Source organism: Actinomyces sp. oral taxon 448 str. F0400, assembly GCF_000220835.1.
Taxonomy (GTDB): Bacteria; Actinomycetota; Actinomycetes; order Actinomycetales; family Actinomycetaceae; genus Actinomyces.
Genome location: NZ_GL985606.1, coordinates 2,601,646 through 2,627,384, shown reverse-complemented (window position 1 = coordinate 2,627,384; position 25,739 = coordinate 2,601,646). Strand labels below are relative to the sequence as shown.

Genomic DNA, 25,739 nt, shown 5'->3' with positions numbered 1-25,739 from the left:
CTCGACCCATCCGTCTCCGGGGCGCCTGATGCTGCGCGCCCGACCGCGTTCGTGATCGGAGGCCCTCCGGTCCCGGGCCGTCACGGGCGACCCGCCGCGGCCGCCCACAGGTCGGTCCACCGCACCCCCAGCTCGGCCAGCAGGCGCCGCAGCAGCGGCAGCGAGATGCCGACCACCCCATGGGGATCGCCGTCGATCCCGTCGATGAAGGCGCCCCCGAGCCCGTCGATGGTGAACGCCCCCGCGCACTCCAGAGGCTCACCGGTCGCCACGTAGGCGTCGATCTCCGCGTCTGTGGGGGAGCCGAAGCGCACGACCGTCGAGGACACGCCTCGAGCCGTCCTCCCGTCGCGCACGCGCACCAGCGCGTGGCCCGAATGCAGCAACCCCGTGCGCCCGCGCATTACCCGCCAGCGCTCGCGGGCGGCCCGCGGCGTCCCTGGCTTGCCGACGAGGCGGCCATCGATCTCCAGCATGGAGTCGCAGCCGACGACCACCGCGGCCGGGTCCTCCTCGCACCCGGTTCCCGCCGGTGCGCGTCCGCTTCCTGCGAGGGTGGCCGGGCCTGCCGTGACAGCGGCCGCAACATCGGTCGCCTTGGCGGTCGCGAGCGCCTGCACCTGCTCGGCGGGGGTGGGTGCAGGACGGCGATCGGCGGCGAGCGCGCGCAGGACGGCGGGCTCGTCGACGTCGGAGACCCGTACGAGCGGCTCGACGCCCGCGGCGCGCAGGGTGGCCAGACGGCCGGAGGACTGCGAGGCCAGGATGATCACGGTCGCCACCCTAGATGATCGCCCCGCGCGCAGGACGCGGCTGCGCGGCGCGGCCGGTAGGCTGTCGCAGTGTCCTCCTCGTCCTCCTCCGCCTTCTCCCGCCTCGTAACGGTTCCGACGACCGGTTCGACCAACGACGACCTGCGCGTCGCGCTGAGCGCTCCCGACGGGCGCGCGGACCCGCTCGCCGCTCGCGACTGGCCGCACCTGTCGGCCCTGCGCGCTCGGTCCCAGACGGCGGGACGCGGCCGTGCCGGGCACGTATGGACGACGCCGCCCGACGGCGCTCTGACGGTCTCGGTGGTCCTGCGGCCGCTGGTGCCCGTCGAGCGCCTGGAATGGCTGCCGCTGCTGGCGGGCCTAGCGGTGCAGCGCACGCTTGAGCCCCGACTGGAGAGCGCGGGCTGGCGGGTGTGGACGAAGTGGCCTAACGACGTCGTGGCCCTGCCCGAGGATCCAGGGGCGGTGGCGGACCTGCCCGGGTGGGGGCGGAACCGCAAGGTGGCCGGCGTGCTGTGCGAGCTGGTGCCCGCCCCCGCCCGGGACGGGGCCGGCGGGCGGGACCCGCGGGCCGGTGCGGCCGCGGTCGTCGTCGGCATCGGCGTGAACCTGACGCAGAGCGCCGCGGACCTGCCCGTGCCCTGGGCGGCGTCGCTGACCGGACTGGGCGCGGAGCCCGCTGGCGCGGACGCCGAGGAGGTCCTGGAGGATCTCGGGCGGCACCTCGCCGATCTGGTCTCCCGCTGGGAGAGCCGGGACGGCGATCCCGACGGCGGCGACGGTGAGCTGGGCCGGCGCCTGAGGGGCGCCTGCTCGACGTTGGGACGCGATCTCGTCGTGACGACGCCGGCGGGTCGCGTGCGCGGCAGGGCCGTGGACCTGCGGCCGGGTCTCGTGCTGCGCGGGGCCGCCGGCGGACCCGCGGGGGAGGGGGCCGAGGAGTTCGTCGTCTCAACGGGGGAGGCCCTCCTGGCGAGGCTGGACTCTCCTGCGTGAACCCCCTTGCGTAGGCTCCTCTGGCGCGCGCCGAATGAGCGTTGACGTGTGACGTGCGCTACTGTTGCCGATGTGACTGACCAGACGCCCCCCGCACAGGTGCAGGATCGCACGCCGATGCCCGACGTGAGCGGCTTCGCACAGGATGGCACCGCTGCGCTCTGCGACACCCGCTGGGCCACACTCGCCGGTCATGAGCGCCTGCTCCTCGGAGGCCCGCCCGCGCTGAGCATGCGCGAGATGGCCGAGCGCGCGGGTACCAGCCTCGAGCTCGCCCGCCGCTTCTGGCGCTCGATGGGCTTCGCCGACGTCGACCCCGAGGAGACGCGCTTCACCGAGAACGATGTCGATGCGCTGCGCAACGTCGCGGACCTCATCGACGATACTGACGATGGCCTCCCCTCTCCGGCTGCGCCCGGCGGCGGGCTGGCCGCCAGCAGCGTCCTGGAGATGATGCGCGCCCAGTCCTTCACGATGGATCGCCTCGTGCTGTGGCAGCTCGAGACCCTCGTGACCGACATCGGGCAGCGCCTCCACCTGGACGACACCTCCGCCAGGCTCGTGGCCCTGGACCACGTCGACGAGATGGTCGAGTCCCTGTCCGCCCAGCTCGGATACGTCTGGCGGCGTCACCTGGCCGCGCTCATCAGCCGCACCGACGCCGAGATCGCGCGCCGCGGACGCGAGGACGCCGGGCCGGACCTGTACCCGCTGACCCGTTCGCTGGGCTTCGTCGACATCGTCTCCTTCACCCAGCGCGCCCAGACCATGGGCCGCAAGGAGCTGTCCGCCATGCTGGAGGACTTCGAGTCCACCGCTCGGGATGTCGTGACCTCCCGCGGGGCCCGCGTGGTCAAGACCATCGGGGACGCCGTCATGTACATCGCCGACGACCTCCTGGTGGCCGCCGAGGTCGTCACCGCTCTGGTCGATGAGCTCCAGGCCGGTCCGGATATGATCCTGGTGCGCGCCAGCCTGGTCCAGGGCCGGGTCGTTTCCCGTTCCGGCGACGTCTTCGGCCCGCCGGTCAACCTCGCCTCCCGGCTGGTGGGCACCGCCGAACCCGGCGGGATCCGGATGGACGAGGCGACCGCCATGGCGATCGCCTCGGGGCCCGGCGCCGATCGCTACCGGGTGCAGTCGTGCCATGAGGTGGTCGCCAAGGGGCTGGGCAACATCACCCCCTGGTCGCTATCGCACGTGTGAGCGGGCGTCCGGCCATCGCTTCTCCTGCTTCTCCACCTCGCGGACGATGGCGGCGAGGCCGCCGGTCGCCTACGATCCGACCATGACGACAGTGCTTCTCGTTGAGGACGACCCCGCCATCTCCGAGCCTCTCGCCCGCGCCTTCGGTCGTGAGGGCTACGAGGTGCGCGCCCATGGCACCGGCAAGGGTGCTCTCGAGGAGGTCTCCGGCGCCGATATCATCGTGCTGGACCTCGGCCTGCCCGACATCGACGGCCTTGATGTCGCCCGCCAGGTGCGCGCCCAGGGACTGACCACCCCCATCCTCATGCTCACCGCCCGCAGTGAGGATACCGACCTCGTCGTTGGCCTGGATGCGGGCGCCGACGATTACGTCACCAAGCCCTTCCGCTTGGCCGAGCTGCTGGCGCGCGTGCGCGCCCAGGTGCGCCGCGCCTCCGGCGAGGCCATTGAGGACGAGCTCGCCGCCGGCGAGATTCGCGTGGACGTCGCCGCCCATCGCGCCTTCGTCGCTTCGCGCGAGCTGCAGCTGACCACCCGCGAGTTCGAGCTGCTGCGGGTGCTCGTGCGCGGCGGGGGCCAGGTCGTCTCGATCGACGACGTCCTCAAGGAGGTCTGGGGGGAGGACCCGACGGGCACCGAGCAGACTCTGGAGATGCACGTCACCTGGCTGCGTCGCAAGCTGGGCGATGATACCGATGCCCCTAGGCTTCTCCTGCGCGACGGCGTCGGCTACCGACTGGTCGTGTGAGCGGTCCTGCGCCCGCAGGTGCCGATCGAGCACGAGCACGCCCTGCCCCGCTCCGCGCGGGCTGGGCGCCTTAACGTGGCGCCGGGTACACGAAGGGAGCTGGCATGCGCCGTCGGGCGATGACGATGACGATGACGGCGGTCTCCGTCGCCGTTGTTCTGCTGGGGATTCCGCTGGGCGGCGCCTGGATCGCGCTGGCCTTCCGCACTACGCCGGACCCGAATGACCGCGCTCGGGTGGTGATCACCGTGGCGGTGACCGCGCTGGTTCTGGCGGCGGTCGCGCTGCTGGCCGCCTACGTGGTGGCCGCCAAGGCCTCGCGACGGATCAGCGCCCCGATGATCTTCCTGGCCGCCGAGGCCGAGCAGCTCGGTGCGGGGCAGGTGCGTCCGCGATTGCGCAGCTCCGGCATCGAGGAGATTGACCTGGTCCAGGCCGAGCTGGTGCGTTCGGCCGAGCGCGTGGCGGGTCGGCTGGCCGCGGAGCGGCAGTTCGCCTCCGACGCCTCCCACCAGCTGCGCACCCCTTTGACGAGTCTGAGTCTGCGGTTGGAGGAGATCGAGCTCCTCTCCGGCGAGGAGGAGGTGCGCGCCGAGGCGCGCGCCTGCATCGAGCAGGTCGACCGGCTCACCGGCGTGGTGGACGACCTGCTCAAGGTCTCCCGGCGCACTGGTGGCGGCACCACCGAAGCCCTGCACCTGGCTGACGTCTTCGCCCAGCAGCGCGAGGAATGGGAACCGTCCTTCCGCGAGGCGGGCCGAGAGATTACCTTCACCGACGACGTCAAGCTGCCGGTCCTGGCGAGTCCGGGCTCCCTGGCCCAGGTTCTGGCGACGATCATCGAGAACTCGCTGCGCTACGGGGCGGGGGCGACGAGCGTCAAGGTGCGCAGCGCCAACGGCGGTCACGGCGTGTTCATCGACGTCGCCGACGAGGGCGAGGGAGTCGAGGAGGACATCGCCCCCCACGTGTTCGACAGGCATGTCTCCGGGCACGGTTCGACGGGCGTGGGGCTGGCCCTGGCCAAGGATCTGGTGGAGGCCGATGGCGGGAAGATCGAACTCTCGCAGCGCAGTCCGGCGGTGTTCTCCGTGCTGCTCAACGCCGTACCGAGATCGTTGGACCCGAACAATGTGCTACCGCAGGGAGCGCTGGTGAGCGTGGGGCGCAGACGCCGCTTCTGAAGACGGCGCGAGCCTCGCCGGTGTCAGGTCCGCTTGCGGTGGGACGACCACTTGCGCACCGCCGAGATGAGCATCGGCAGGGCGGAGACGAAGACGATCGCCAGGATCATGACGTCGATGTTCTTCTGAATCCAGGTGATGTTTCCCAGGAAGTAGCCGAGCCAGGTGATGGCGAAGGCCCACAGCGTTGCCCCGATCGCATTGAAGACGAAGAAGTGTCGGTAGTGCATTGTGCCGACACCGGCCATGACGGGGGTGAAGGTGCGCACGATCGGGACGAACTGCGCCAGAGTGACGGCCTTGCCGCCGTGACGCTCGAAGAACGATGCCGTACGGTCGACGTACTCCTTCTTGAACAACCGCGAATCCGGTTTTTTGAAGATCGTCGGACCTGCCTTGCGTCCAATGAAATAACCGGTCTGGTTACCGATGATGGCCGCCAGCCACATGAGTGGAGCGGCGATCCAGATGTGCACGTCGATGCTGCCCGCCCCCACGAACATGCCGAGTGTGAAGAGCAGGGAGTCGCCGGGCAGGAAGAAACCCACGAGCAGACCCGTTTCGGCGAAGACGACGAGCATGACGCCCACGATGGCCCAGGGGCCGAACCACTTGACGATCTGGGTGATGATGCTGGCGGCGTCCAGCCACTCGGGTCCGAGTGCGGGCGCCGGCACGGCCGGCTGGACTTGGGCGGAGGGCGGGGCTGCGGTGAGTCCGGCCGTCACGGCCGTAGTCAGTGTCGTCACGGGCTCAGATATTATGGAGGTCGCGGTGCCGGTTGCCACGCGCGCACTCACAGCGGGGGTGTGGAATCAGGCACGCCAGTCCGGGCCGCGTCCTCGGCCGTCCTCCGATCGGCGTCCCGGGTCGTGGGCACGCCGCCGATGACGGCGCCCATCGCGGCGCGTTCGGAGGCGGGTTCGTCCACGGTTCCGGTGAAGACGATGTAGTGGTAGAAGATGAATCGGAAGGCGGTTCCCAGGCCGAAGCCGACGATGTAGGCGGCGATGTTGTCCGCCAGGGCGCTGCGCAGGCCGAGCACCTCATGGGTGAACAGCAGGCAGAACTGGGTGATGAGGAGGCCGCCGATGTTGCCGACGGCGAAGAGCAGCGCCTCCCGGGCGGCGTTGTCCTGAGTGCGGCCCCGGTAGGTCCACAGGCGGTTCATCACCCATGAGAAGATGGTCGCCACCGTCGCCGAGATGACGTTGGCGGCGTTCGAGTGCCCGTGAAGCACTCCCAGGGGGCCGTGCTGGAGCAGATTGAAGGTTCCGAAGTCGACGATGAAGGCCAGAGCGCCGACCAGGCCGAACTGAATGAATTCCGTCACCCAGGCGATAATGCGGCCCTTGAGGGTCGTGGTGGCGGGCCCGGGGCCGGTGAGCGAGACGAGGGGCGGTTCGGATGTGTCAGGGATATGCGAACGGGACTGAGTCACACTATTGATAATAGGCTACGAGGACCTGCGGTCCGGTGACCCGGGATAGCGGGCGCGCCACGCGACCGAGTGGGCCGACCGGTCGCGCTCCCCGAGATCGGCGACCGGTCGGGGCCCGGTTACGGCACCCACCGTACGGCGATGGAGGCGTCCCACACCCAGCTGATCCAGAACAGCTGCCCGATGACGCCGGCGGCCAGCAGCACGAGTCGACGTCGGGGCGAGGAGGAGAGGGCCAGCGCCCAGGCCGCCGGCGCGAGCGGCAGCAGAATGCGGAAGATCGACGCCGTCGGGTCGAAGAACATCAGCAGGTAGACCACGTACCCCGCGCACCAGAACCAGGCCGCCGGCCCCAGGCGCCGCAGCGACGGCGCACTCAGCCCCGCGATCGCCGCCACCAGGATTCCCGCCAGCAGCAACCAGCCCAGGTGCACTCCCACCCACCACTCGCTGCGGTCCCACCAGGGGGCGAAGGGCATGAGCGAGCCGTCGCGCCACGCCGTTTCGGTGGCCGTGTAGGCGTCGGGTCTCCCGGTCACCAGCCAGGCGAGCATCGGCCAGGCCAGAGTGCATGCCGCCGAGAAGACGGTCAACCCCAGCAGCCCCTCCCGCTCGCGACGGTCGAGCGGGTGGGAGCCGGGCAGTAGGCGTCCGTTCCGTGCGGCGGGCAGCCGATCGCGGGCGACCTCCGACAGCCACCAGGCGCCCAGCGCCATGGTCAGCGGGAGTCCGATCGGACGCGAGAAGGCGGCCAGGGCGATGGCCGGCACCGCCAGCGCGAAGCGGCCGCGTCCGGCCAGGGCCAGTGCCGCCGCGGTCAGCAGCAGGCTCAGGGACTCGGCGTAGGGCATCTGGAGCACGGCGGCGCACGGCGAACTCCATGCCAGGGCGACAGCCCACAGCGAGGCCCGCTCGCCCACCGTCGGGGCCAGCCACCGGTCCATGACGACGGCTGCCCCCGCGGAGGCCGCCGTCGCCACCAGGGCCGCGCAGACGTAGAAGGACCATCCGGTCCATCCCAGCACTCGGGCGAGGGCGGGCAGCAGCGGCATGAACGCCCAGGAGTTCTGGGCCACCCGACCGTTCGCGTCCACGGGCAGATCGGTGGGGTAGCCCTCGGAACTGATGCGGTTGTACCAGCCGGAGTCCCAGAAGGAGATGTGGTCGGTCCAGGTGGGGGAGGCCGGTGCCCACACGGTCTCCGGCGTGTCCCGGGCGCCCAGCCGCAGAATGAGGAGGGACACCGCTGCGGCGCCCGCCCACACCCCCAGGACGCGCAACCAGTGGGGAGGAGCGCCGCGGCCGTCGGGCCGCGGGTCGCGGCGGTCCTGTCCGCTGTCGGGGCGCGACTGCGCGCCGTTGCAGGGCGACGCGGTCGGCTGGGGGGTCTTCGAAGAGCTCGGCACGACGCCCAGGGTACGGCGGACGGCCCGTCGCCGGGCGGCACCCCCTCCGACCGCCGGTCCGCCGGTAGCCTGGGGGCGTGAGCGCACCGATCCTTGCCGTTGTCGGAGGCGGGCAGCTGGCCCGCATGATGCAGGAGGAGGCCTCTGCCCTGGGGGTTCACCTGCGAGCCCTGGTGGAGGCCCCCGACGGCTCGACGGCGCAGGTCGTCGTGGACGGCCCCGTCGGGGCGGCCGACGACGCCGCGGCCGTGCGCGCTCTGGTGGAGGGGCGCTCGGCTCCCGCGGGTGGCGGCGCCGATCCTGGTGCGGCCGGTCTCCAGGGAGTCGGACGGGCCGACGTCTTGACCTTCGAGCATGAGCACCAGGACTCCGCCCTCCTGGAGCGTCTGGCGGCGGAGGGCGTATCCGTCCAGCCCGGCCCGCGGGCGCTGACGCTGGCGCGAGACAAGCTCGCCATGCGTCGCGCCATGGACTCGGTCGGGCTGCCTCAGCCGGCGTGGGTCGAGGTCGGCGGCGATGAGCGCGCCATCGCGGGGGGGATCGAGGACTTCGCGGCCGGGCACGGCTGGCCGGTGGTGCTCAAGACGCCGCGCGGCGGCTACGACGGGCACGGCGTTCTGATGCTGGAGGGTCCCCGGGATCTGGTCGACGGCGAGGCCGCTGCCTGGGTCGCCGACGTCGCCGCGGCCCGGGCCGGCCGGGCCTCCTCCGCCGCCGGGGGCGGGGGGAGCCTGGGCGGCGGCGTGGTGGGAAGCCTGCTGGTCGAGCAGGCGGTGCCCTTCACCCGTGAGCTCGCCGTCCTGCTCGCCCGCAGCCCCAGCGGGCGAGTGCGCGCCTGGCCGGTGGCGCAGACCGTGCAGGAGGCCGGCATCTGCTCGGAGGTCCTCGCCCCGGCTCCGGGGCTCGAGGAGGCGGACGCGGCACGGGCCGAACTGATCGGGCGCACGGTGGCCGAGCGCTTCGACGTCACCGGCGTTCTTGCCGTCGAGCTGTTCGCCGTGGAGGAAGCGGGCCGCCCCACCGTCCTGTATGTCAACGAGCTGGCGATGCGTCCGCACAACTCGGGCCACTGGACCCAGGACGGCGCTGTCACCAGCCAGTTCGCCCAGCACGTGCGCGCGGTCCTCGACCTGCCGCTCGGCTCGCCCGAGCCCACCGCCCCGGCCACGGTCATGGTCAACGTCCTGGGCGGCGCCGCCGAACCCGACGACGGCGCTCTGGCGCGCGCCCTGGCCCTGGATCCGCGGGCGTGCGTCCACATGTACGGCAAGACCTGGAGGCCCGGCCGCAAGCTCGGCCACGTCAACCTCACCGTTCCCGGAGACCCCGCTGCGGCGGGATTCGGGGAAGCGGTCGCCGCGGCGCTGGCGCGCGCCCGCGCCGTCGCCGCCGTTCTGCGCGGCGGCGCGTAGGGGACTCCTTCGCCGGACCGGGCGCGGGGCGGATTCGCACCTTCGCACCGCACCCGCAGGAGTGCCGGGGTCGAGCACCGGCGCGCCAGGGGCGCGCCGGGCGATAATCGCATCGAGGGCGGGCGCGCCCGCTCCCGCCACCCGCCGAGGAAAGGCCCGTTCATGAGCAGCAGCCAGCAGCCGATGGTCGGCATCGTCATGGGATCCGACTCCGACTGGCCCACCATGAAGGCGGCGGCCGCCGCCCTGGAGGAGTTCTCCGTCCCCTACGAGGCGGACGTCGTCTCCGCCCACCGCATGCCCGCCGAGATGATCGACTACGGGCGCGCCGCCGCCGGGCGCGGCCTGCGGGTCATCATCGCGGGCGCCGGGGGAGCCGCCCATCTGCCGGGCATGCTGGCCGCCGTCACCGAACTGCCGGTCATCGGCGTGCCCGTGCCGCTCAAGCACCTCGATGGCATGGACTCGCTGCTGTCGATCGTCCAGATGCCCGCGGGGGTACCGGTGGCGACCGTGTCGATCGGCGGGGCGCGTAACGCCGGGCTGCTCGCCGTGCGCGTCCTGGGGGCCGGCGACGGCGCGCAGGCCGCCCGGCTGAGGCGAGCCATGCACGCCTTCCAGGGCGAGCTGGCCGAGGTCGCCCGTGCCAAGGGCGCGGCTCTGCGCGAGCGCCGCGAGCGAGCCTGAGGAGCGCGAGCTTTGCGGGGCGGCCTCCGCACCGGAGAGTTCGGCCCGCGGGCTGCGAAGCCCTGAGACGGGAATGTCTTTATCTGTAGCATGCTCCCCATGAGCATTCTCGTTGCCGGTGGCGCCGGCTACATTGGCGCCCACGTCGTCCGTCTACTCCTTGAGCGCGGGGATCGGGTGATCGTCGTCGACGACCTGTCCTACGGCACCCCCGACCGCGTGGAGGGCGCCGAATTGGTTCAGCTGGATGTGGCCTCGGGCGAGGCGGTGGATGTGCTCACCGACGTCATGGAGCAGCGCGGCGTCACGGCAGTCATCCACTTCGCGGCCCGCAAGCAGGTGGGGGAGTCGGTGGCGCGGCCCGGCTGGTACTACCAGCAGAACGTCGGCGGGCTGGCGAACATGCTACTGGCCATGGAGCGGGCCCGGGTCGAGCAGATGATCTTCTCCTCCTCCGCCTCCGTCTACGGCATGCCGCCGGTGGAGGTTGTACCCGAGGACATCGACTGCCGGCCCATCAACCCCTACGGCGAGACCAAGCTCATCGGCGAGTGGATGATGGCCGACTGCGAGCGGGCCTGGGGACTGCGCTGGGCCGGCCTGCGCTACTTCAACGTGGCAGGCTCCGGCTGGGACGACCTGGGCGACATGGCCACCCTCAACCTCATCCCCATGGTGCTCGACCGCCTCTCCCGCGGGCAGGCCCCCAAGATCTTCGGCACCGATTACCCGACGCCGGACGGCACCTGCATCCGTGACTACATCCATGTGCGCGATCTGGCGGTGGCGCACATCGCCGCCCTGGACTACTTGGCCGGGGGCGGGGTGATGGCCGAGCACGTCTTCAACGTGGGCACGGGGAGGGGCTCCTCGGTGCGGGAGGTCGTCTCGAAGGTCATCGACTCCACCGGCCTGCACATCGAGCCCGAGGAGCTGGACCGCCGCGCCGGCGACCCGCCCCAGCTCATCGGCGACGCCGAGCGCATCGGGAGGGTTCTGGGGTGGAAGGCGGACCACGACCTGGACGACATCGTCGCCTCCGCCTTCACCTCCTGGCAAGCCGACCCCAACCGCAAGAGCTTCGGCTGACAGCGCTGACAGCGCTGTCAGCGCTGTCAGCGGGGGCCGTCGTTCAGGGCGGCTTGATGCTCTGACCGGGAACGAGCGCTCTGCCGGCCCGTCGCGCACCGTTGACCGTTATCAGACGCGGTGCGCGACGGGCCGTTTAATTACTGTGTTGTTAAGCGCTCTTTCGCATGGTTCGGCTTAGGTGGCGGTATTGCGCTCGCGTCGGGGCGGGTTGTAGGGTAACGTACGTCGATCGGCTGGACGAGGACATCCCTGTGGTTCGACTTCTGCGTTGTCTGCGGGGCGACGTCGACAGCTGTGCGGTGACGTGCTATGCGTCGCTTTCGATTCTTCCCACGGTAGTATTGAGGTTTTTTAATGAAGGTTGACTTATGCGACCATGGATCTGGCGCGTCAGTTAATGGAGCGTCAGGCCGACGGGCATCTGCCTGCGATGAGGGGGACGATCTCCTCGTGGGGGACATTATCAGATTCTGATCTCGGCTTGATTCTTCAGAGGCTGAAGCCGATTAATGACGCTATAGTTCTTGAGGGTGACAAAATTCTCGGAAAGATCGAAGAGGTTTATTCCCTCGGCTCCAGCAACATGAAGGCGACGCTTGAGGCGTACCTCAGAGCCGATGAGGCTGCTTACTGCGAGGTCCAGAAGGTCGCCTCTGAGATGGGGGTTCAGCTTCCGACGTACAAGGATCCGAGGGATTCCTTCTCCTCCCTGGGAGCGGCTGAGCAGACGGCGCCGCCGTTCTACGGCGGAGGGGATCCGGATCTTCCTGTTCAGGCTTTTCAGGATGGTTATCGATCTGGAACATTCGTGCAAGAGCAGCCCGCCCAGATTCTCGACCGCATTGGCGAGACGTTTTCAGCGGACCGCGGGCTGCGGGAGACTGTTGATCCCCAGTCCTTCCTTGTTACGCCGACGGGATCATTGTCGGAGATTGAGGACCTTCGTTGGAGTGCCGGTATAGTTCTGGGATCGGTGGACTGGGTGTTCGAGCAGATCTTCGGATTCTCCCTGCTCGATGAGGTGGTGTACAAGCCGTTTGCCGGGGACTGGAACCGGGTTCAGCAGGCCTCTGAGGCGTGGACCCATGTTGGCGGTGCCCTGGGAGCGGTGTCGCAGAATACAACCGGTATGCTGCCGGCCATGGCCGAGTGGACGGGCAGAGGGTCTGAGGCGTTCTTGGGCGCTGCTACGGTCATCGCCGGTGCTGACAGCCTGGCCTCCAGCGCTGCGGGTGCCGTGTCTGTCCTCATCTCCGGCCTGGCGATTCTCGTCAAAGAGATTTCGAAGGCGATAGGAAAATGTCTCGAAAAAATTGCGAATTTTCTTATCACGAAGGCGGCTGAGGCTGCCACTCCTGTCGCCGGCTGGGCGGTCGCATGATGCTGACATAAAGGACGATGCGCAGTGGCGGGATGAGCATGCTCGTGCGGCCCGCGCTGGCGAGCTCGGTTCCGACTGGCAAGCCGTCCAGCGCCGCATAGATTCCGGGCGGTCATCACTCGCCGACGTTTTCGCCGGTCGTGATGAGTCGCCCGAGGCACGCCGCCTGCGTGATCTCTCTCGACGCAACCTGGCCGAGCTCGGTCGTGTCCTGCGGCAACGTGGTGCGGTGGACGACGTAGAAGACGTGTGAGCGGCTGACGATAACGAAAGGCGGTGTCTCCATGCTCGATAGAAATGGGCGCTTCGACCTGTGGGGGCCCTTCTCGTCGATGTGCGCCCGCATGATCGTCGCCGGGATACCACTCGACACCATCCTCGCTGTTGCGCAGGAGTCTCTCAGGAAACGCCGGTACACCTACTCCAAGCGCCAGATCGACCCCGCCCTGCGACAACGATCCTCCGCCTGGAGCGCCCTCGTCATGGAACGAGGGGCCAAGGGTGGGTTCCTTGCCGACGTCCTGTTCCGTGACACGTTGTCCGAAATACCTTTCAGCTCGGCGATCCCCGGTCTAAGGGATCTGGCGACCCATCACTCCATTATTCTCGCCTCGCGAGACCTGGCCACAGGATCCAATGAGGTGCTGTTCCGTCTTGAAGACAGTGCTGCATATACAGTGAACCCTCGGTATTTTGCGAGCAAGGCCCTCGAGGCCATCGTGACCGGCCTGGAGGCCCACGGTGCCGCCGTCGTCAATCTGGAGGCTGTCAGTCACAGGAAGATCCCCAGTGACTACCCCATAAGCCTGCGTTCCCTCTTCGGCCTGCAGGAAGAGGCTCGCGCCATACGCTGGCGTAAGTGGTTTTCACGCTGACGCACCATCGTCGTCGACAACAGTGAAGTAATGAAGTGAAGTAATGAGGAGCATGATCGTGGCTGATCTTGACGTGTCTGAGGACACTCTGCCGTCCCTGTCGTCGGTTCTGCGCTCGGGAGCGTCGGGACTCGACTCCGACGTCTCCGGCCTGTCCGGGTCCCTGGCCGCCACTCGCACCCAGTGGACCGGCCTGGCCTCCGATGCCGCCGCCGTCGCCCACGCCGGCTGGGCGGCCCGCATGCGCACCCAGACCGACTACGCCGAGCAGCTCGCCGCTGCCGTCGACCGGGCCGTCACCCTCTACCAGGAGGCAGAGACCACGGTCTCCCGCCTCTGGAGCCTCTAGAGGACGCCCCGGCCGGCACCACCTTATGAGCAGACGCACCGATCCGTGGAACCCGTGGGCGCGGGGGCACTACACGGCCGCCCCCTGCGCCCGCGTCTGGGTCACCGGCCTGCGTCCCGACGACATCCTGAGCGCCGTCCAGAACCTGCTTCCCGGGCTCGGGTACGCCACAGCCCGTGACCAGATCGACCCCGTCCTGCGGGCGCAGGGATCTCCGTGGCGGGCCCTCAGCGGCGAACGCGGCGGGCACGGGCCCGTCGCTGACATCGCCCGTCAGGCGCTGACCGACGGGCTCCTCTTCCTGGTGGCGGACGCCCCCGGAATCCGCGGACTGCTCACGCACCACAGGTTCGCCCTCGTCGTGCGCGAGAGCGTCCCCGCCACCTGCGAGACGCTACTGCTCCTGAACAGCGTGGCTGTCAGCGGCGTCAACCTGCGGCCCTTCGCGGCCAAGGCCCTCGCCCGGATCCTCGCCGACCTGACGAACCGGGGCGCCGCAGTCGCCGATATCATCGCCGTCAACAACCAGGACCTGCCGGGTGACTGCCCCGTCAGCGCCCGCACGTTCGCCGCACTCCAGGAGGAGGCCCGTCGTCTGCGTCGCAGCACCGCCCCCTGGGCCTCATGGCGCTGGCCCGGGCGGGGCCGCGGTTAGGACGAGGGCTGATCGAAGTCGGACGTCGACAGCTTGCCGGAGCGCACCTTGGAGAAGAAGTCCGGCGCGGTCGTGTCCTCCAGGAGGACCGACGCCCCGATCCCGCCCGGCTCGTAGTCCAGGCTGTCGATGGGCGGCGCCCCGGTGAGCCCGTCGTTCGACGCCGACCGGAAGGCCAGCACCATCTGCGCCAGATCGAGCATGGAGGCGTCCTCATCAACGGTCAGCGCCTTCGTCCCGGAATCCACGAGCTTGTCCTGCCGGAAAGGATTGATGAGCGTGGGAATCGACATGGTCTTGGAGACCACGGCCGAGACCACCGTGCGCTGACGTTGGGCACGGCCGATATCACCGGTCGGGTCCGATTTACGCATGCGCGAATAGGCCAGGGCCTTGTCTCCGTCCACCTTCTGACACGTGCCCTTGGAAGTGTCCCACACCAGAGAGGAATCGGGGTCGTCGACATCATAATCAAGACACACCTCGATCCCGCCGACGGCGTCCACCATGTGCGTCACCCCGCCCATGCCGACCTCGACGTAGTGATCCATGGTCAGTCCCGTGAGCTTCTCCACGGTCTCCACCAGCAGCGGGGCCTGCCCGTAGGAGTAGGCGGAATTGATCTTGTCACCGCCGTAGCCGGGAACCTCGGCGTACGTATCACGCGGCAGCGAGGTCAGTGAGGCCTGACCGTTGGACGCCTTGTGCAGCACCATGATCGAATCCGCGCGGGCGCCCTCGGTGCCGTCCTGGGGCACGCCGCCGTCGGCCCGCGAGTCCGAGCCGACGATGAGCCAGGTCTCCCCGGAGGTGTCCTTGGCCCCGGAGAGCGCGTCGACGCGCTGGAGTTTGGAGTCGACGTCGTGCCACAGCCAGGCCGCGCGCCCCCCCACGAGGACGAGCAGCAGGACCAGGATCGCCGCCACCCATCGCAGCGGGCGGCGCCCGCGGCGCGGTCGGAGTGGTGCGCGTTCGGGCTGCACCTCGGGGTGGGAGGGCCCCTCGGGGATCGGGTGCGTCCCGACCGGGAAGACCCCTCGGGAGGGGGCTCCGGATGATCCGCTGGACCCCGCGGGCATGACCCGGGTGGGTCCCGGGCCCCGGCCGACTCCCCCCCCGAGCGGCATGGCCGAGGAGCCCGGACGCACATGACTCGCTCCTCGCGCCGACGAGCCGGGAGCCTGCGCGCCGCGGGCCGGGCGTCGCCCCTCCCCCTCCGGTGCTGGGCGCGCCGAATCCGCACCGCCGTCCGCGGACGGGCCCGTCCGCAGGGATCGGCGCTGCGGCGCCGGTCCTCGCCGTGCTCCGCCGCTCGGCGGGGAGGACGGCGGAGCATCAGCGCGGGCGGGCCGGCGGCCCGAGGGATCGGAGGGATCGGGCGTGAAGGACGGCGGCAGGTCCGACGGAGGAGTCACAGGGTCGACCTCTTCGTGTCAGTGTGGGTGTCCGTGGTCATCAATGGCTCATTAATGGCTCATTAGTGGCACTGCGTGGCGGGGTCGACCGTCGCCCCGGGGCTGCTCTGCTCGGTGGCGGCGTCCGCGGGGGCGGGGGCGGGGGCGGGGGCGGCGGGCGTGTTCCCGACGGCGGTCGGGTTCCCCGTCCCGCCGGCTCCGTCGGTGGGCGTCGCCCCCTGACTGGGGGAGGTGCCGTCGGCGGCCAGGGACACGGACTCTTCGGGGATGGGCTTGTCCTCCCGCAGTGCATTCCAGACGTCGTCGGCCTGGTCGCTGGGAGCCAGGCGGTTGGGGTCGTAGAGGTCCTGCTCGACCGGCATGGTGACGAAGTTGATGTTGTCCATCCCGATGTTGGCGGCGCTGTGGGCGATCTGCCCGAGCCTGCTGAGATCGCCCAGGTCGGAGCTGACGGTGAGCGTGCTCAGCGCCGAATTGGCGAAGTCGTAGAGCGAGTTCGTGTCGGTCAGGAGGTTCTTCGACTGGGCGGTGCGCATGATCGCCGCGACCAGCTGCTGCTGACGCCCGATGCGCGAGACGTCCGAGCCGTCGCCCAGGGAGTAGCGGGCGCGCGCGTAGCCCAGAGCCTGACCGCCGTTGAGCGTGGTGCAGCCCTTGGTCAGGTGCAGGTCAGCCTTGTCGTCGTCGACGTCCTCGTCGATGTACATCGGCACACCGCCCAGCGAGTTGACCATGTTTTCGAAGCCGGTGAAGTCGACCACCATGAACTCGTCCATGCGGACGTTCGTAAGCTTCTCGACCGTCTTGATCGTGCAGCCGGCGGCGTACTTGACGTCCTTGGAGTCGGTCGAGCCATCGGCCCCGGTGGAGAACGCCGAATTGAAGATGGCGTAGGAGGAGGCATCGCTCTGCGAGCCGTCGGGAAGCGGGCACGCGGGGACCTCGACCATCGTGTCGCGGGGGATCGAGACGACGTCCATGCGGGTGCGGTCCGCCGACAGGTGGACGATCATGGCCGTGTCCGAGCGCATGCCCTCCGTGCCGTCGTCGACGACCTCGCCGCTGCGCGAGTCCGATCCCATGACGAGGATGTTCAGAGCCCGTCCGTCGAAGTCGCTTCCCTCGGGAGCCGAGGGCCGGTCGGCGCCCAGGATGTCGTCAACGCTCACCGTCGTCAGCCGCGACTGGAGGTCGTGGTAGACGGCGAAGGCCGCCGTGCTCACGAAAAGCGCGATCGTCAGCAGGCTCAGCGTGACATTGCGTAGCAGACGGTGGCGCATCTCGCGCGCGGCATGGCGTACGGGTGACGTAGACACAATAGGCACGATACGTGGTTGATCCTTGTCATCATATGACCCTAGTCTCGGGTGCGGCGTGACGAGGGCCCTCATCGAGGTTCATCCTCGCCCTGCTCGTGCGCCGCATCCGGGATGACGCCGGCGTGCCGGGCGCGTGATCCGCCCCTCATGTCCCGCATGCCCGACTCGCACTCGCCATGCCCCGCCCGGCGCCGCGGCGGGGATGAGGACGGGAGCCGGACCCCGGTGACGGGCGGTCCCGGGCCGGACGCCGGTGACGGAGCGTCACTGCGACACTCCGCCCGCAGGACCTCCGCAGGATGCGCCGGGCTTAGACTTCTTCTCTCGTTTCGGACGAGCTCGATCCGAGAGCCCCGCGGGCCGCGATGAGCCGCCCTTCGCCGTCGCGGACGAGCGCCGCACGAGGAGAACAGGACAACACGATTCAAGAGGTGGATGCCTGATGCCGCACGAGTTCATCCCCGTGGCCAAGCCGATGATCGGACCGCGGGAGCGGTCCGCCGTTGATGCCGTCCTCGCCTCGGGGATGGTGGTTCAGGGTCCGCAGGTCGCGGCGTTCGAGGAGGAGTTCTCCGAGCAGGTCGTCGGCGGAGTTCACACCGTCGCGGTCAACTCCGGGACCTCGGCCCAGCACCTGGCGACCCTGGCGTGCGGCTTCCCGCCGGGCGCCGAGGTGATCATGCCGTCCTTCACCTTCTCGGCCACGGGCAACTCCGTGGTCATCTCGGGGGCCCGCCCCGTATTCGTCGACATCGACCCGGTGACCTTCACCCTGGACCCCGCCGGCGTCGAGGCCGCGATCACGGCGCGCACCGTGGCGATCGAGGTGGTGCACCTGTACGGTCTGCCGGCCAATATCCCCGAGATCCTGAGGATAGCCCGAGCTCATGGCCTGGCCGTGCTCGAGGACTGCGCCCAGGCGCATGCCGCCGCCGTCGACGGCCGGCCGGTGGGCACTTTCGGGACGTGGGGATCCTTCTCCTTCTACGCGACCAAGAACATGACCTCCTTGGAGGGGGGCATGGTCACCACTCGCGACGCCGGACTGGCGCGCCGGGTGCGACTGCTTCGCAATCACGGCATGGAGCGGCAGTACGCCAACGAACTGGTGGGTCTGAACAACCGCATGACCGACTCGTCCGCGGCCGTCGGCCGGGTCCAGCTGAGCAGACTGGCCGAGTGGACGGCCCGGCGCCGGGGCAACGCGGCCTTCCTGGACGAGGGTCTGGCCGGCGCGGCCGGCGTCGTCACCCCCACCGCGCCCCCGGGCTACACCCACGTCTACCACCAGTACACCGTCCGCTTCGAAGGGGCCACGGGCGCCGAGCGCACCCGCATCCAGACCGCCCTGAAGGACGAGTGGCAGATCGGCACCGGCGTGTACTACCCGATCCCCTGCCACCGGCTGGAATCCCTGGCCCCCTACGCGCCGGGTCTGGAGCTGCCCGGCACCGAGAAGGCGGCCCGCGAATGCCTGTCCCTGCCCGTCCACCCCTCCCTGTCCAGGGCGGACCTGGCGCGCATCGTCGAGGCCGTCACCGCGGTCGTGGGCGCGGGAGCCTGATCGTCGACGGGCCTCGGTCCGCCCGCCGAACTGGGCGCTCGGGATCGGCCGCGGCACCTCGGGCGGCCCGCTCGCCGAACTGGGCGCTCGGGAGCGCGGGCGAGCGCCGGCGTCTGCCGGTGAGTGTGACGAATCGGTCTCGCCGAGTATGGTGAGGCCCGGCGGGCGCCATGCGCTCGCGTTCCTCCTGGTCCGTGCCCCTCACGGCCCCTCACGGCGGGAGCGGACGCTGGTGCGTCCGGGCCGCGTCATGGTGCGTCATGCCGCATCATGTCGTCGACCCTGTCGTTCGTCGTGGTCGCACGCATGATCGGGTGATCACGCCCCGCCTGCACGATCGGTGCCCGCCCTGTCGCGTCCGGGCCCGACCGCACAGTCCCCTGCGACGCGCATGACACCGTCCGTAAAGCCCCAGATACCCCGACACGAGGACGAATGATGAGCGCTGCCACCGTCTGGCCCCGCGCTGAGGTCTCCCTAAGCCAGGAGGGGCGCGTGCGCATCAACATCGGTGGCGTCACCAGCACGCCCGAGACCGAGAATCTGGAGGGCGCCCGCGCCGTCGTCGTCGACTTCATCGCCCGGCGCGCCGCCGCTCTCGGCAGGGCGATCCCCACCTCCATCCAGGAGCCCACCGGAACCTGGCAGGTCGACATTCATCCGGACGGCACCGTCAGCAGCGACGATGCGGATCCGGACGAGGAATCGGAGTCGGATGCGGGCGTCGACGCCGGACCTCGAGCGGGCAGGGGAGCGGCGACCGCGTCGGGGGTTTCGGGGCTCGAACGGATCTTCGCCGACTCCGATCCTCCCTCCCGGCTTCCTCCTCCGCCTCCCCCGCCGGCCGTGCCGTCATCCGCATCGTCGCCGGTTCCAGTCGCTGCGGGACCGGCGGCTCCGGCGTCGCCTCCGGCCGTCTCGACCCCGATCGGGCCGGCTGAGCCGGCGGGACTGGCTGAGCCGACCGGGCCGATCATGTACGTGCCGGACCCGGTCCCCGCCGCGACCGCTCGGACCGCATCCGCCTCCGCGGAGATCGAGCCGAGCAGCCGCGGACGGCGACGCAGGGAGCGCCGCGACCGGGGTGGACGGGAGGCCTCCGCTCCGACCGCGTTCGGCGGCCCCGCGCGCCCGCTCGCGGATGGCGCAGGGCCGCCGGAGGAGCGGAGAATTGCGAGGGGGATGCGACCGCCCGCCGCATCGGCCGATGCTCCAGCCCCGCCGCCCGAAACCGCCAGGCAGTCGCCGGCGTCCACGGGCTGGCGCGGGGCGGTCAACCACGTGGGGCTGCACCTGTCGCCCTCGTCGACTGAACTGCTGCACCGGGCGGAGGCGGCCGCCGTGTCCGCCCACTGGCGGGGGCCGCGCACCGTCGCAGTGGTCAACGGCAAGGGCGGTGCCGGCAAAACGCCCACGACGATCCTGCTGAGCGCGGTATTCGCCCGCTACGGTGGGGCGGGGGTCGTCGCCTTCGACAACAGCCCCACGCGCGGCACCCTGAGCTGGCGCACCGAGCCGGGCCCCCACGCTTCCACCGTGATCGACCTCCTGGCCTGCGCCGACCGTCTGCTGGCCCTGCGGGCCCGGCCGGCCCACATCGCCGGTCTCGTCCACCACCAGCAGCAGGACTGCTATGACGTGCTGCGCTCGCGCTCCGAGGTCCTGACCGATGCCACCGTCCTGGACGCCTCGACCTTCCAGCGGGCGCACGATGTGCTGTCCAGGTACTACCGGCTGATCGTCATCGATTCCAGCAACGATGAGAGTTCGCCCCTGTGGCGCGCCGCGATCGCCCGCGCCGACGCCCTCGTGGTGCCCACCATCACCCGGCCCGAGCACGCCGAGTCGGCGCGCCTCCTGCTCGACGAGCTCTCCCGCGCCGATGCTCGTGCGGCCCGGTTGGCCCGCCGGGCGCTGGTGATCGTCTCCCGCAGTTCCAGAACCGAGCCCGAGCCCCGGGAGTTCGTCGAGGCGTTCTCCCGGATCTCCCGCAGCGCTGTCGCCATTCCCTACGACGCGGCCATGTCCGATCGGCCCCTGCGCCTGGACTCCCTGGCGCCGGCCACGCGCCAGGCCTGGATCTCGGCGTCGGCGGCCCTGGCCACCACGTTGAGCACGACGGCGGGAGAAACCCTATGAACCGGACCACCGGCATACTCATCGCCGCGGGACTCGCCCTGATGTCGATCCTCCTGCTCCCGGTCTCCGTGCTCCTGCTCGTGGATACGGGGGATTCCGGCGGCGAGGGCGGAGGCGGCAACAAGTCGGTCGCGAATGTGCCGAGTGAGTATGTTGATGTCATTACTCGGGCGGGGTCGGTGTGCGAAGCGATCACTCCCGCCCTGCTGGCTGCGCAGATCGAGCAGGAGTCGGGGTGGCAGCCGCAGGTCGGGTCGAGTGCGGGGGCGCAGGGGATCGCTCAGTTCATGCCGGCGACCTGGGCGTCGTCGGGCATGGACGGTGATGGTGACGGCGTGGCGGACATCAACAATCCCATTGACGCGATCTGGTCGCAGGGGAACTACATGTGCGGCCTAGCCGGGCAGGTGCAGGGGTACATCGACCAGGGCGCGGCCAGCGGTGACGTGGTGAGCCTGACCCTGGCGGCCTACAACGCGGGCGCCGGGGCGGTCGAGCAGTACGGGGGAGTGCCTCCGTACGGGGAGACCACGCACTACGTCGAGGTCATCACGGCCAACGCCAGCAAGTACGAGGGATCGACCGGTGGCGGTGGGGGTGACCGCGGGCAGCAGGTCCTTGCCTCGGCGCGTGCCAGGATCGGCATGCCCTACGTGTGGGGAGCCGCATCGGATTCGGTGGGCTACGACTGCTCGGGCCTGGTCATGGTCGCCTACTCGGAGGCCGGGGTCGAGCTGCAGCACTCCTCGGGCAGTCAGTGCTCGTCGGGCACGCAGGTCAGCAAGGAGGAGGCCCAGCCCGGAGATCTGGTGTGCTGGAGCGGTCACGTCGCCATCTGGGCCGGCAACGACACGATCGTCGAAGCGCCCACCGAGGGCGTGCCCGTCAGGGAGACCGCCGTCTACACGATGGATGGCGGCCCGTACTTCGTTCATCTCGACTAACCGGTCCGACAGCTGCTGAGCGGCCCTTCAGGGCGGGCTCCCGAGCAGTCTTCGACCGGCTTCCGACTTCGCGGGGGACACATATCATGCGTTCGACTGCCATTCTCGCCGCCGTCCTGGTGCTGACGGCCGGTTTGACCGCCTGCGCGGGGCACGGCCGCCCCCAGTCCGCGTCCACGGCGTCCGCCGACGGCTCGCCCGCCGCGGACGCGCAGAGCTCGAGCCCGTCGGTCAGCCCGTGGCCGGCCGCTCTCGATCTCGACCCCGACGCCGTCGACCTGACGGATCCGGACGCCGTGGCCGACGCCGTCGCCCTGACCCGCACGGTCCAGGACGCCCGCACGGACCTGACCTCCGTGGCCGTCGACGTCCGCGGCGGGCGCTGGGACGATCCTCATCTGCCTCGCGCGACCGCCGAGTCCGAGGTCGCCCGACCCGGCTCCCACTGGCAGGACCTGGTGGCCCACAACGCCTACGACGCCGTCCTGGATCTCAATCGGGACATCGACGACCCTCCGCCGGACACCAGCACCCGTGTGGCCCGGGCGCGCGCCGTCACCTGCCAGGCGATGAATGACGCGGGCTGGACGGGGCAGATCCGGACGAGCCGCTACTGGATCACGCTGACCAAGGATGACGCCGGGCAATGGCGGGTCTCCGAGTTGAGGTCCGACTCGCAGTAAGGACACTCCTGCGACATACGAGCTCTCGATCACCTTATAGGACGTTCCCATATTTGTCGGGGTCGTGTTGAGAACGCATCGATCCGTCTGCTCGAGCAGAAGCCTTTACCTCTCGTCCCGATGGCTGATAACGTCGGTATTACGACGCCCCCCTAGATGTCGAGACGGAGCCCCTCCCTAGTGTCCACCACCAATCCTTGGGTGACGCGGTCGACCCGTGCCCCTCGTGACGAGCCGCAGGAACAGACCCCCGATCCATTGCCTGCGCTGACGGGACCGGCCACCCCGCAGCACGGGGTGGCCACCCCCGATGAGACCGCCATGCTGCCGATTGCGGCGCGGCCCGTCCCCGGCGTCCCGTTGTGGGTGCTCGGAGCGCACGGCGGATCCGGTGAGTCGACTCTGGCCGACCTCGACGATCGGTGGCGGGCGGCCGGGCACTGGTGGCCCGCCCCCTGTCCGCAGGCGTCGCCCACCGTACTCGTGACGCGCACGAGTTCGCAGGGGCTCATGCGTGCTCGTGCGGTCCTCACGCAATGGGCGAGTCGGACGGTTCCGCATATCGAGTTGCTGGGGCTTGTTCTGATGGCGGATGCGCCCGGACGGCTTCCGCGTCCCTTGCGGGATCTGTCCAAGCTGGTCGCCGGAGGCGCTCCGCGCACATGGTCGCTGCCGTGGGTGGAGGCGTGGCGCCTGGGCCAGGCGCCCGCACTCGATGACCTTCCGCGTCAGGTCCGGCGCCTGGTGAAAGACCTTGTTTCATTAACAGCACCCCGGTGACGACCGTCGCCGACACGAAAGGAGTATGTCAATGAGTGCTGCAGCGTCCCTGATCAATGGGGCATCCCATTTGTCCGCGTTCGCCGCGGATCTGCCGGACCCCGATCCGGTCCAGCCACCCGGCACCTCGAATGTCACGACCGTGCTCGGCTGGGCCAAATGGGTCTGCCTAGCCGTGTGCATTCTAGCGATCTTCGCCGCCGGAGCGATGATGGCCGTGCAGTCGCGTCGCGGTGAAGGCGGTGAGAACGTCGCCAGGCTCGGCTGGATCATGGGCGGCGTGATCATTATCTCAGGCGGCGCCTCGCTGATCAGCTTCCTGGCCACGTGAGACGGGCGGCCGTGGCCGCCTCCCGCGGCATCGGAGCGGCGCTGAAGCAGGACTGGCGGGCTGCGGGGCGGCGCCGCGTCGGTCGGCGGCCCCGCCGCGGCCGCCGACCGACGCGTCGGCGTTCGTCGCCTTCCGGCGGCGGCCCCCCTCGGCGCCTTTCCGACGGCCGACGACGTTCACCCGATGCCGGTCGACGTTCATTGATGATGCTGCCCGCAACGACGGGTCCCGCAGGGAAGAAGGTTCTCGATGAGTGAGGAAGAAGAGGGGGCGGCCTCGCCGTTCACACGGCCGGGATTCATCGCGTCGGCGCTGGTGGTGGCGCTCGTGGTGATCCTCGGAATCGTCGTGGTCGTGACGCACAAAGGGGGAGGGAGGACGCCTGCGACCAGCGCCACAGCGTCCTCCGGCGGCTCCGACGCCGCTTCGGCGGACTCCTCAGGGAGCGCGCCGCCCCAGGAGGCCGAGTCGGACAGTGTGTGCGGCCTGACGGGGGTGGTCATGAACGGGACCGTGTCGCAGGCTCCTCAGGCGCAGTGGGATTACATCGGGGTCTTCCCGTACCCGACTTCCGACCAGTACGGCCCGGCCGCCACGGCCGATGAGGGATACAGGTACTGCTTCCAGCACTCCCCGCAGGGGGCTGTCTTCGCCGCTGCGACCGCTGCGGCGCAGGCGAACAATCCGGTATCCATCAAGGAATGGTTCGCGTACGTCACTGCCGACGGTACGTATCACGATCAGATTCTAGAGGAGAACACCGATGCTGATACGACCACCGGCGCCAGAGTCAACTCGATCGGTTTCAAGGTGCTCAGCTACAGCGGGGACTCGGCGACGATAGACATCGGGTTCTCCGGTCTTATAAACGGGAATCCGTATGTCGCGTCGGCGGTGGAGTACCTGGTGTGGCAGAACGGCGATTGGAAGCTGAGTTCCGAGACTCAGAGCCCGCTCAACCTCGCTATGATTCCCACTTTGGACAACTACATCGTCTGGAGGTCCTGACCGATGGCGGATGAGTGCACCGGTAATTTTGCCAGCATCAGTCTGTGCTATGTCGAGAAAGGTATGGACAAGGTGGGGGATGCTGTCTCCAACGCATGGGGCAAGGCGGCTGAAGCCACCGGCGAAGTCGTGGGGGCCGGCGTGGGGAAGGTAGCCGATAGCGCCATCGAGAAGCTGTCCTCCTCCATCTCCGAGGCCCTGGGCAAGGCGGTCTCGAGCCTGGGCACGTTCTGGGTCAATATCAAGACCCCCTCGCTGACCGACGGAGAGGCCCAGGACGCGGCGGGAGGCGCGGGAACGGATTCCTCCGGCATCGACACGGTCCTGGGATACGTGACATGGATAGCCCTGGCCGTCGCGCTTCTGGCGCTGTTCATGCTCGGGGCCAGGATCGCCCTGGGGCTTCGACGGGGCGAGGGAATCGTCTCGGCGGGCAGGATCGGAATAGTCCTGGGCGCCGTCGTCATGATATCCGGAGCCACCTCCATCGTGGCCGCCATGGTTCCCGACGCGCAGGGCGGGGGAACCGTCTTCTTCCTGCAGTCGAGCCTGTGGTGGTACACAGGGGCCGCCGCGATCGTGTCCGTCATTATCGGCGGGGTGCGCATGGCATGGGAGCAGCGCGCGGAACCGGGGTTGGAGACGGTCAAGAGCATGCTCACCCTCATCGTCGTCGGAGGCGCGGGCGTCACTATTGTCAGTCTGCTGGTCACCGCGGCGGACGGCTTCTCCTCATGGGTCATCGATCGATCTCTGGACGGAGGCGGATTCGCCGAGAACATCAGTGCACTGCTGTCTCTGTCCTCCTCCTCGCCGACGCCGCTGCCCGCCATGACGATCATCGTCCTGGGGCTGATCGCCCTCATCGCCTCGTGCATTCAGATCGCGCTCATGATCGTCCGCAGTGGAATGCTCGTGATCCTGTGCGGCGTCCTGCCGCTGACCGCCTCGTTCACCAACACCCAGACCGGCAAGTCCTGGTTCACCAAGTGCATCGGCTGGCTGACCGCCTTCATCATGTACAAGCCGGCGGCTGCGATCGTCTACGCCGCCGCCTTCAGGCTCGCTGGAGCGGACGCCTTCAGCGATGACGGAACCGGGCTCATCAGCGCCATCACCGGCATCATCCTCATGGTCCTGGCCCTGTTCGCCATGCCCGCCCTCATGCGGTTCGTGACGCCCATGGTCGCCGCGACGGCCGGCGGGGCCGCCGGGATGTCCATGTCGGGCGGCCAGCTCGGCCAGATCCCCACCGGGTCCATCAGGGGCAGCCAGCTCAGCGGTCCCGGCGGGGGCGCTTCGGGCGGGGGCGGTTCCGGAGCGGGCGCCTCGGCCGCCTCCAAGGGCG

25 protein-coding genes are annotated in these 25,739 nt (G+C 69.6%); 19 read left to right on the top strand and 6 right to left on the bottom strand.

Features of this window, described 5'->3' with window-relative positions; genetic code table 11:
• Nucleotides 1-80: 80 nt before the first annotated feature.
• Nucleotides 81-773, bottom strand: coding sequence for a Maf family protein (locus tag HMPREF9062_RS11075; protein WP_034255002.1), 693 nt, complete (start codon nt 771-773; stop codon nt 81-83).
• 69 nt (nt 774-842) lie between these two features.
• On the opposite strand from HMPREF9062_RS11075, the gene HMPREF9062_RS11070 reads away from it, so the two are divergent.
• The 4 genes from HMPREF9062_RS11070 (at nt 843) to HMPREF9062_RS11055 (ending at nt 4,910) form a co-directional block, all read left to right on the top strand.
• Nucleotides 843-1,769, top strand: coding sequence for a biotin--[acetyl-CoA-carboxylase] ligase (locus tag HMPREF9062_RS11070; protein WP_034254248.1), 927 nt, complete (start codon nt 843-845; stop codon nt 1,767-1,769).
• A gap of 117 nt (nt 1,770-1,886) precedes the next feature.
• The gene (locus HMPREF9062_RS11065; protein ID WP_009750237.1) at nt 1,887-2,975 is read left to right on the top strand and encodes an adenylate/guanylate cyclase domain-containing protein; all 1,089 of its coding nucleotides are present in this window, start codon (nt 1,887-1,889) and stop codon (nt 2,973-2,975) included.
• A gap of 82 nt (nt 2,976-3,057) precedes the next feature.
• Nucleotides 3,058-3,726 (top strand): response regulator transcription factor, encoded by a 669-nt coding sequence (locus HMPREF9062_RS11060; RefSeq protein ID WP_034254246.1) that lies wholly within the window; start codon nt 3,058-3,060, stop codon nt 3,724-3,726.
• A gap of 104 nt (nt 3,727-3,830) precedes the next feature.
• Complete coding sequence (locus tag HMPREF9062_RS11055) at nt 3,831-4,910, top strand: sensor histidine kinase (protein ID WP_009750235.1); 1,080 nt, start codon at nt 3,831-3,833, stop codon at nt 4,908-4,910.
• A gap of 23 nt (nt 4,911-4,933) precedes the next feature.
• Here the strand turns inward: HMPREF9062_RS11055 and HMPREF9062_RS11050 are convergent, their stop codons facing one another.
• The 3 genes from HMPREF9062_RS11050 to HMPREF9062_RS11040 all read right to left on the bottom strand — a co-directional run bounded on the left by HMPREF9062_RS11050 (nt 4,934) and on the right by HMPREF9062_RS11040 (nt 7,631).
• A complete protein-coding gene (locus HMPREF9062_RS11050) occupies nt 4,934-5,650 on the bottom strand; it encodes a VTT domain-containing protein (RefSeq protein ID WP_050795353.1) in 717 nt (238 codons plus the stop codon).
• Between the two features lie 56 nt (nt 5,651-5,706).
• Nucleotides 5,707-6,330, bottom strand: coding sequence for a GtrA family protein (locus HMPREF9062_RS11045; protein ID WP_050795352.1), 624 nt, complete (start codon nt 6,328-6,330; stop codon nt 5,707-5,709).
• A gap of 140 nt (nt 6,331-6,470) precedes the next feature.
• Entirely contained in the window at nt 6,471-7,631 is a 1,161-nt protein-coding gene (locus HMPREF9062_RS11040) for a membrane protein (RefSeq protein ID WP_009750232.1), read from the bottom strand.
• 203 nt (nt 7,632-7,834) lie between these two features.
• Here HMPREF9062_RS11040 and HMPREF9062_RS11035 point away from each other — a divergent pair, with 203 nt between their 5' ends.
• The 7 genes from HMPREF9062_RS11035 to HMPREF9062_RS11000 all read left to right on the top strand — a co-directional run bounded on the left by HMPREF9062_RS11035 (nt 7,835) and on the right by HMPREF9062_RS11000 (nt 14,208).
• Nucleotides 7,835-9,169, top strand: a complete 1,335-nt coding sequence (locus HMPREF9062_RS11035) for a 5-(carboxyamino)imidazole ribonucleotide synthase (RefSeq protein WP_009750231.1) — start codon at nt 7,835-7,837, stop codon at nt 9,167-9,169.
• A 162-nt stretch (nt 9,170-9,331) separates the two neighbouring features.
• Nucleotides 9,332-9,856, top strand: coding sequence for a 5-(carboxyamino)imidazole ribonucleotide mutase (gene purE, locus HMPREF9062_RS11030; RefSeq protein ID WP_009750230.1), 525 nt, complete (start codon nt 9,332-9,334; stop codon nt 9,854-9,856).
• 99 nt (nt 9,857-9,955) lie between these two features.
• Nucleotides 9,956-10,945 (top strand): UDP-glucose 4-epimerase GalE, encoded by a 990-nt coding sequence (galE, locus tag HMPREF9062_RS11025; RefSeq protein ID WP_034255001.1) that lies wholly within the window; start codon nt 9,956-9,958, stop codon nt 10,943-10,945.
• Between the two features lie 433 nt (nt 10,946-11,378).
• Nucleotides 11,379-12,329: a hypothetical protein gene (locus tag HMPREF9062_RS11020; RefSeq protein ID WP_156790027.1), complete on the top strand. Its 951-nt coding sequence runs from the start codon at nt 11,379-11,381 to the stop codon at nt 12,327-12,329.
• Between the two features lie 284 nt (nt 12,330-12,613).
• Nucleotides 12,614-13,204: a hypothetical protein gene (locus HMPREF9062_RS11010; protein ID WP_009750226.1), complete on the top strand. Its 591-nt coding sequence runs from the start codon at nt 12,614-12,616 to the stop codon at nt 13,202-13,204.
• Between the two features lie 58 nt (nt 13,205-13,262).
• Entirely contained in the window at nt 13,263-13,553 is a 291-nt protein-coding gene (locus HMPREF9062_RS11005; protein ID WP_172634845.1) for a WXG100 family type VII secretion target, read from the top strand.
• Between the two features lie 25 nt (nt 13,554-13,578).
• Nucleotides 13,579-14,208 (top strand): hypothetical protein, encoded by a 630-nt coding sequence (locus HMPREF9062_RS11000; RefSeq protein WP_034254236.1) that lies wholly within the window; start codon nt 13,579-13,581, stop codon nt 14,206-14,208.
• Here HMPREF9062_RS11000 and HMPREF9062_RS10995 read toward each other — a convergent pair.
• Together HMPREF9062_RS10995 and HMPREF9062_RS10990 are read right to left on the bottom strand one after the other, a co-directional pair.
• Nucleotides 14,205-15,134 carry an LCP family protein gene (locus tag HMPREF9062_RS10995; RefSeq protein WP_034255000.1) on the bottom strand — a complete coding sequence of 310 codons (930 nt, stop codon included), beginning with the start codon at nt 15,132-15,134 and terminating at the stop codon, nt 14,205-14,207. The genes HMPREF9062_RS11000 and HMPREF9062_RS10995 overlap by 4 nt on opposite strands.
• Nucleotides 15,135-15,685: 551 nt before the next feature.
• Complete coding sequence (locus tag HMPREF9062_RS10990; RefSeq protein ID WP_034254233.1) at nt 15,686-16,939, bottom strand: LCP family protein; 1,254 nt, start codon at nt 16,937-16,939, stop codon at nt 15,686-15,688.
• Nucleotides 16,940-17,384: 445 nt separating this feature from the next.
• Here HMPREF9062_RS10990 and HMPREF9062_RS10985 point away from each other — a divergent pair, with 445 nt between their 5' ends.
• The 8 genes from HMPREF9062_RS10985 to HMPREF9062_RS10955 all read left to right on the top strand — a co-directional run.
• Nucleotides 17,385-18,506, top strand: a complete 1,122-nt coding sequence (locus HMPREF9062_RS10985; protein WP_009750222.1) for a DegT/DnrJ/EryC1/StrS family aminotransferase — start codon at nt 17,385-17,387, stop codon at nt 18,504-18,506.
• A gap of 438 nt (nt 18,507-18,944) precedes the next feature.
• Nucleotides 18,945-20,645 (top strand): MinD/ParA family ATP-binding protein, encoded by a 1,701-nt coding sequence (locus tag HMPREF9062_RS10980; protein WP_034254999.1) that lies wholly within the window; start codon nt 18,945-18,947, stop codon nt 20,643-20,645.
• Nucleotides 20,642-21,589 carry a C40 family peptidase gene (locus tag HMPREF9062_RS13705; protein WP_009750219.1) on the top strand — a complete coding sequence of 316 codons (948 nt, stop codon included), beginning with the start codon at nt 20,642-20,644 and terminating at the stop codon, nt 21,587-21,589. The genes HMPREF9062_RS10980 and HMPREF9062_RS13705 overlap by 4 nt, the downstream gene beginning before the upstream one ends.
• Before the next feature lie 86 nt (nt 21,590-21,675).
• Entirely contained in the window at nt 21,676-22,272 is a 597-nt protein-coding gene (locus HMPREF9062_RS10970) for a hypothetical protein (protein ID WP_009750218.1), read from the top strand.
• A gap of 321 nt (nt 22,273-22,593) precedes the next feature.
• Nucleotides 22,594-23,052 (top strand): DUF6668 family protein, encoded by a 459-nt coding sequence (locus HMPREF9062_RS13010; protein WP_216584419.1) that lies wholly within the window; start codon nt 22,594-22,596, stop codon nt 23,050-23,052.
• 31 nt (nt 23,053-23,083) lie between these two features.
• Entirely contained in the window at nt 23,084-23,383 is a 300-nt protein-coding gene (locus HMPREF9062_RS10965; protein WP_034254230.1) for a hypothetical protein, read from the top strand.
• Between the two features lie 249 nt (nt 23,384-23,632).
• Nucleotides 23,633-24,391, top strand: coding sequence for a hypothetical protein (locus HMPREF9062_RS10960; RefSeq protein WP_009750215.1), 759 nt, complete (start codon nt 23,633-23,635; stop codon nt 24,389-24,391).
• Between the two features lie 63 nt (nt 24,392-24,454).
• The coding region (locus HMPREF9062_RS10955; protein WP_172634844.1) for a hypothetical protein at nt 24,455-25,739 on the top strand (1,285 nt) is incomplete at its 3' end.

What these genes read in the sequence shown, in the direction of transcription:
- HMPREF9062_RS11065 (WP_009750237.1), top strand. Translation starts at nt 1,887, where the DNA reads ATGCCCGACGTGAGCGGCTTCGCACAGGATGGCACCGCTGCGCTCTGC.
- HMPREF9062_RS11060 (WP_034254246.1), top strand. Translation starts at nt 3,058, where the DNA reads ATGACGACAGTGCTTCTCGTTGAGGACGACCCCGCCATCTCCGAGCCT.
- HMPREF9062_RS11055 (WP_009750235.1), top strand. Translation starts at nt 3,831, where the DNA reads ATGCGCCGTCGGGCGATGACGATGACGATGACGGCGGTCTCCGTCGCC.
- purE (WP_009750230.1), top strand. Translation starts at nt 9,332, where the DNA reads ATGAGCAGCAGCCAGCAGCCGATGGTCGGCATCGTCATGGGATCCGAC.
- galE (WP_034255001.1), top strand. Translation starts at nt 9,956, where the DNA reads ATGAGCATTCTCGTTGCCGGTGGCGCCGGCTACATTGGCGCCCACGTC.
- HMPREF9062_RS11020 (WP_156790027.1), top strand. Translation starts at nt 11,379, where the DNA reads ATGAGGGGGACGATCTCCTCGTGGGGGACATTATCAGATTCTGATCTC.
- HMPREF9062_RS11010 (WP_009750226.1), top strand. Translation starts at nt 12,614, where the DNA reads ATGCTCGATAGAAATGGGCGCTTCGACCTGTGGGGGCCCTTCTCGTCG.
- HMPREF9062_RS11000 (WP_034254236.1), top strand. Translation starts at nt 13,579, where the DNA reads ATGAGCAGACGCACCGATCCGTGGAACCCGTGGGCGCGGGGGCACTAC.
- HMPREF9062_RS10985 (WP_009750222.1), top strand. Translation starts at nt 17,385, where the DNA reads ATGCCGCACGAGTTCATCCCCGTGGCCAAGCCGATGATCGGACCGCGG.
- HMPREF9062_RS10980 (WP_034254999.1), top strand. Translation starts at nt 18,945, where the DNA reads ATGAGCGCTGCCACCGTCTGGCCCCGCGCTGAGGTCTCCCTAAGCCAG.
- HMPREF9062_RS13705 (WP_009750219.1), top strand. Translation starts at nt 20,642, where the DNA reads ATGAACCGGACCACCGGCATACTCATCGCCGCGGGACTCGCCCTGATG.
- HMPREF9062_RS10970 (WP_009750218.1), top strand. Translation starts at nt 21,676, where the DNA reads ATGCGTTCGACTGCCATTCTCGCCGCCGTCCTGGTGCTGACGGCCGGT.
- HMPREF9062_RS13010 (WP_216584419.1), top strand. Translation starts at nt 22,594, where the DNA reads ATGCTGCCGATTGCGGCGCGGCCCGTCCCCGGCGTCCCGTTGTGGGTG.
- HMPREF9062_RS10965 (WP_034254230.1), top strand. Translation starts at nt 23,084, where the DNA reads ATGAGTGCTGCAGCGTCCCTGATCAATGGGGCATCCCATTTGTCCGCG.
- HMPREF9062_RS10960 (WP_009750215.1), top strand. Translation starts at nt 23,633, where the DNA reads ATGAGTGAGGAAGAAGAGGGGGCGGCCTCGCCGTTCACACGGCCGGGA.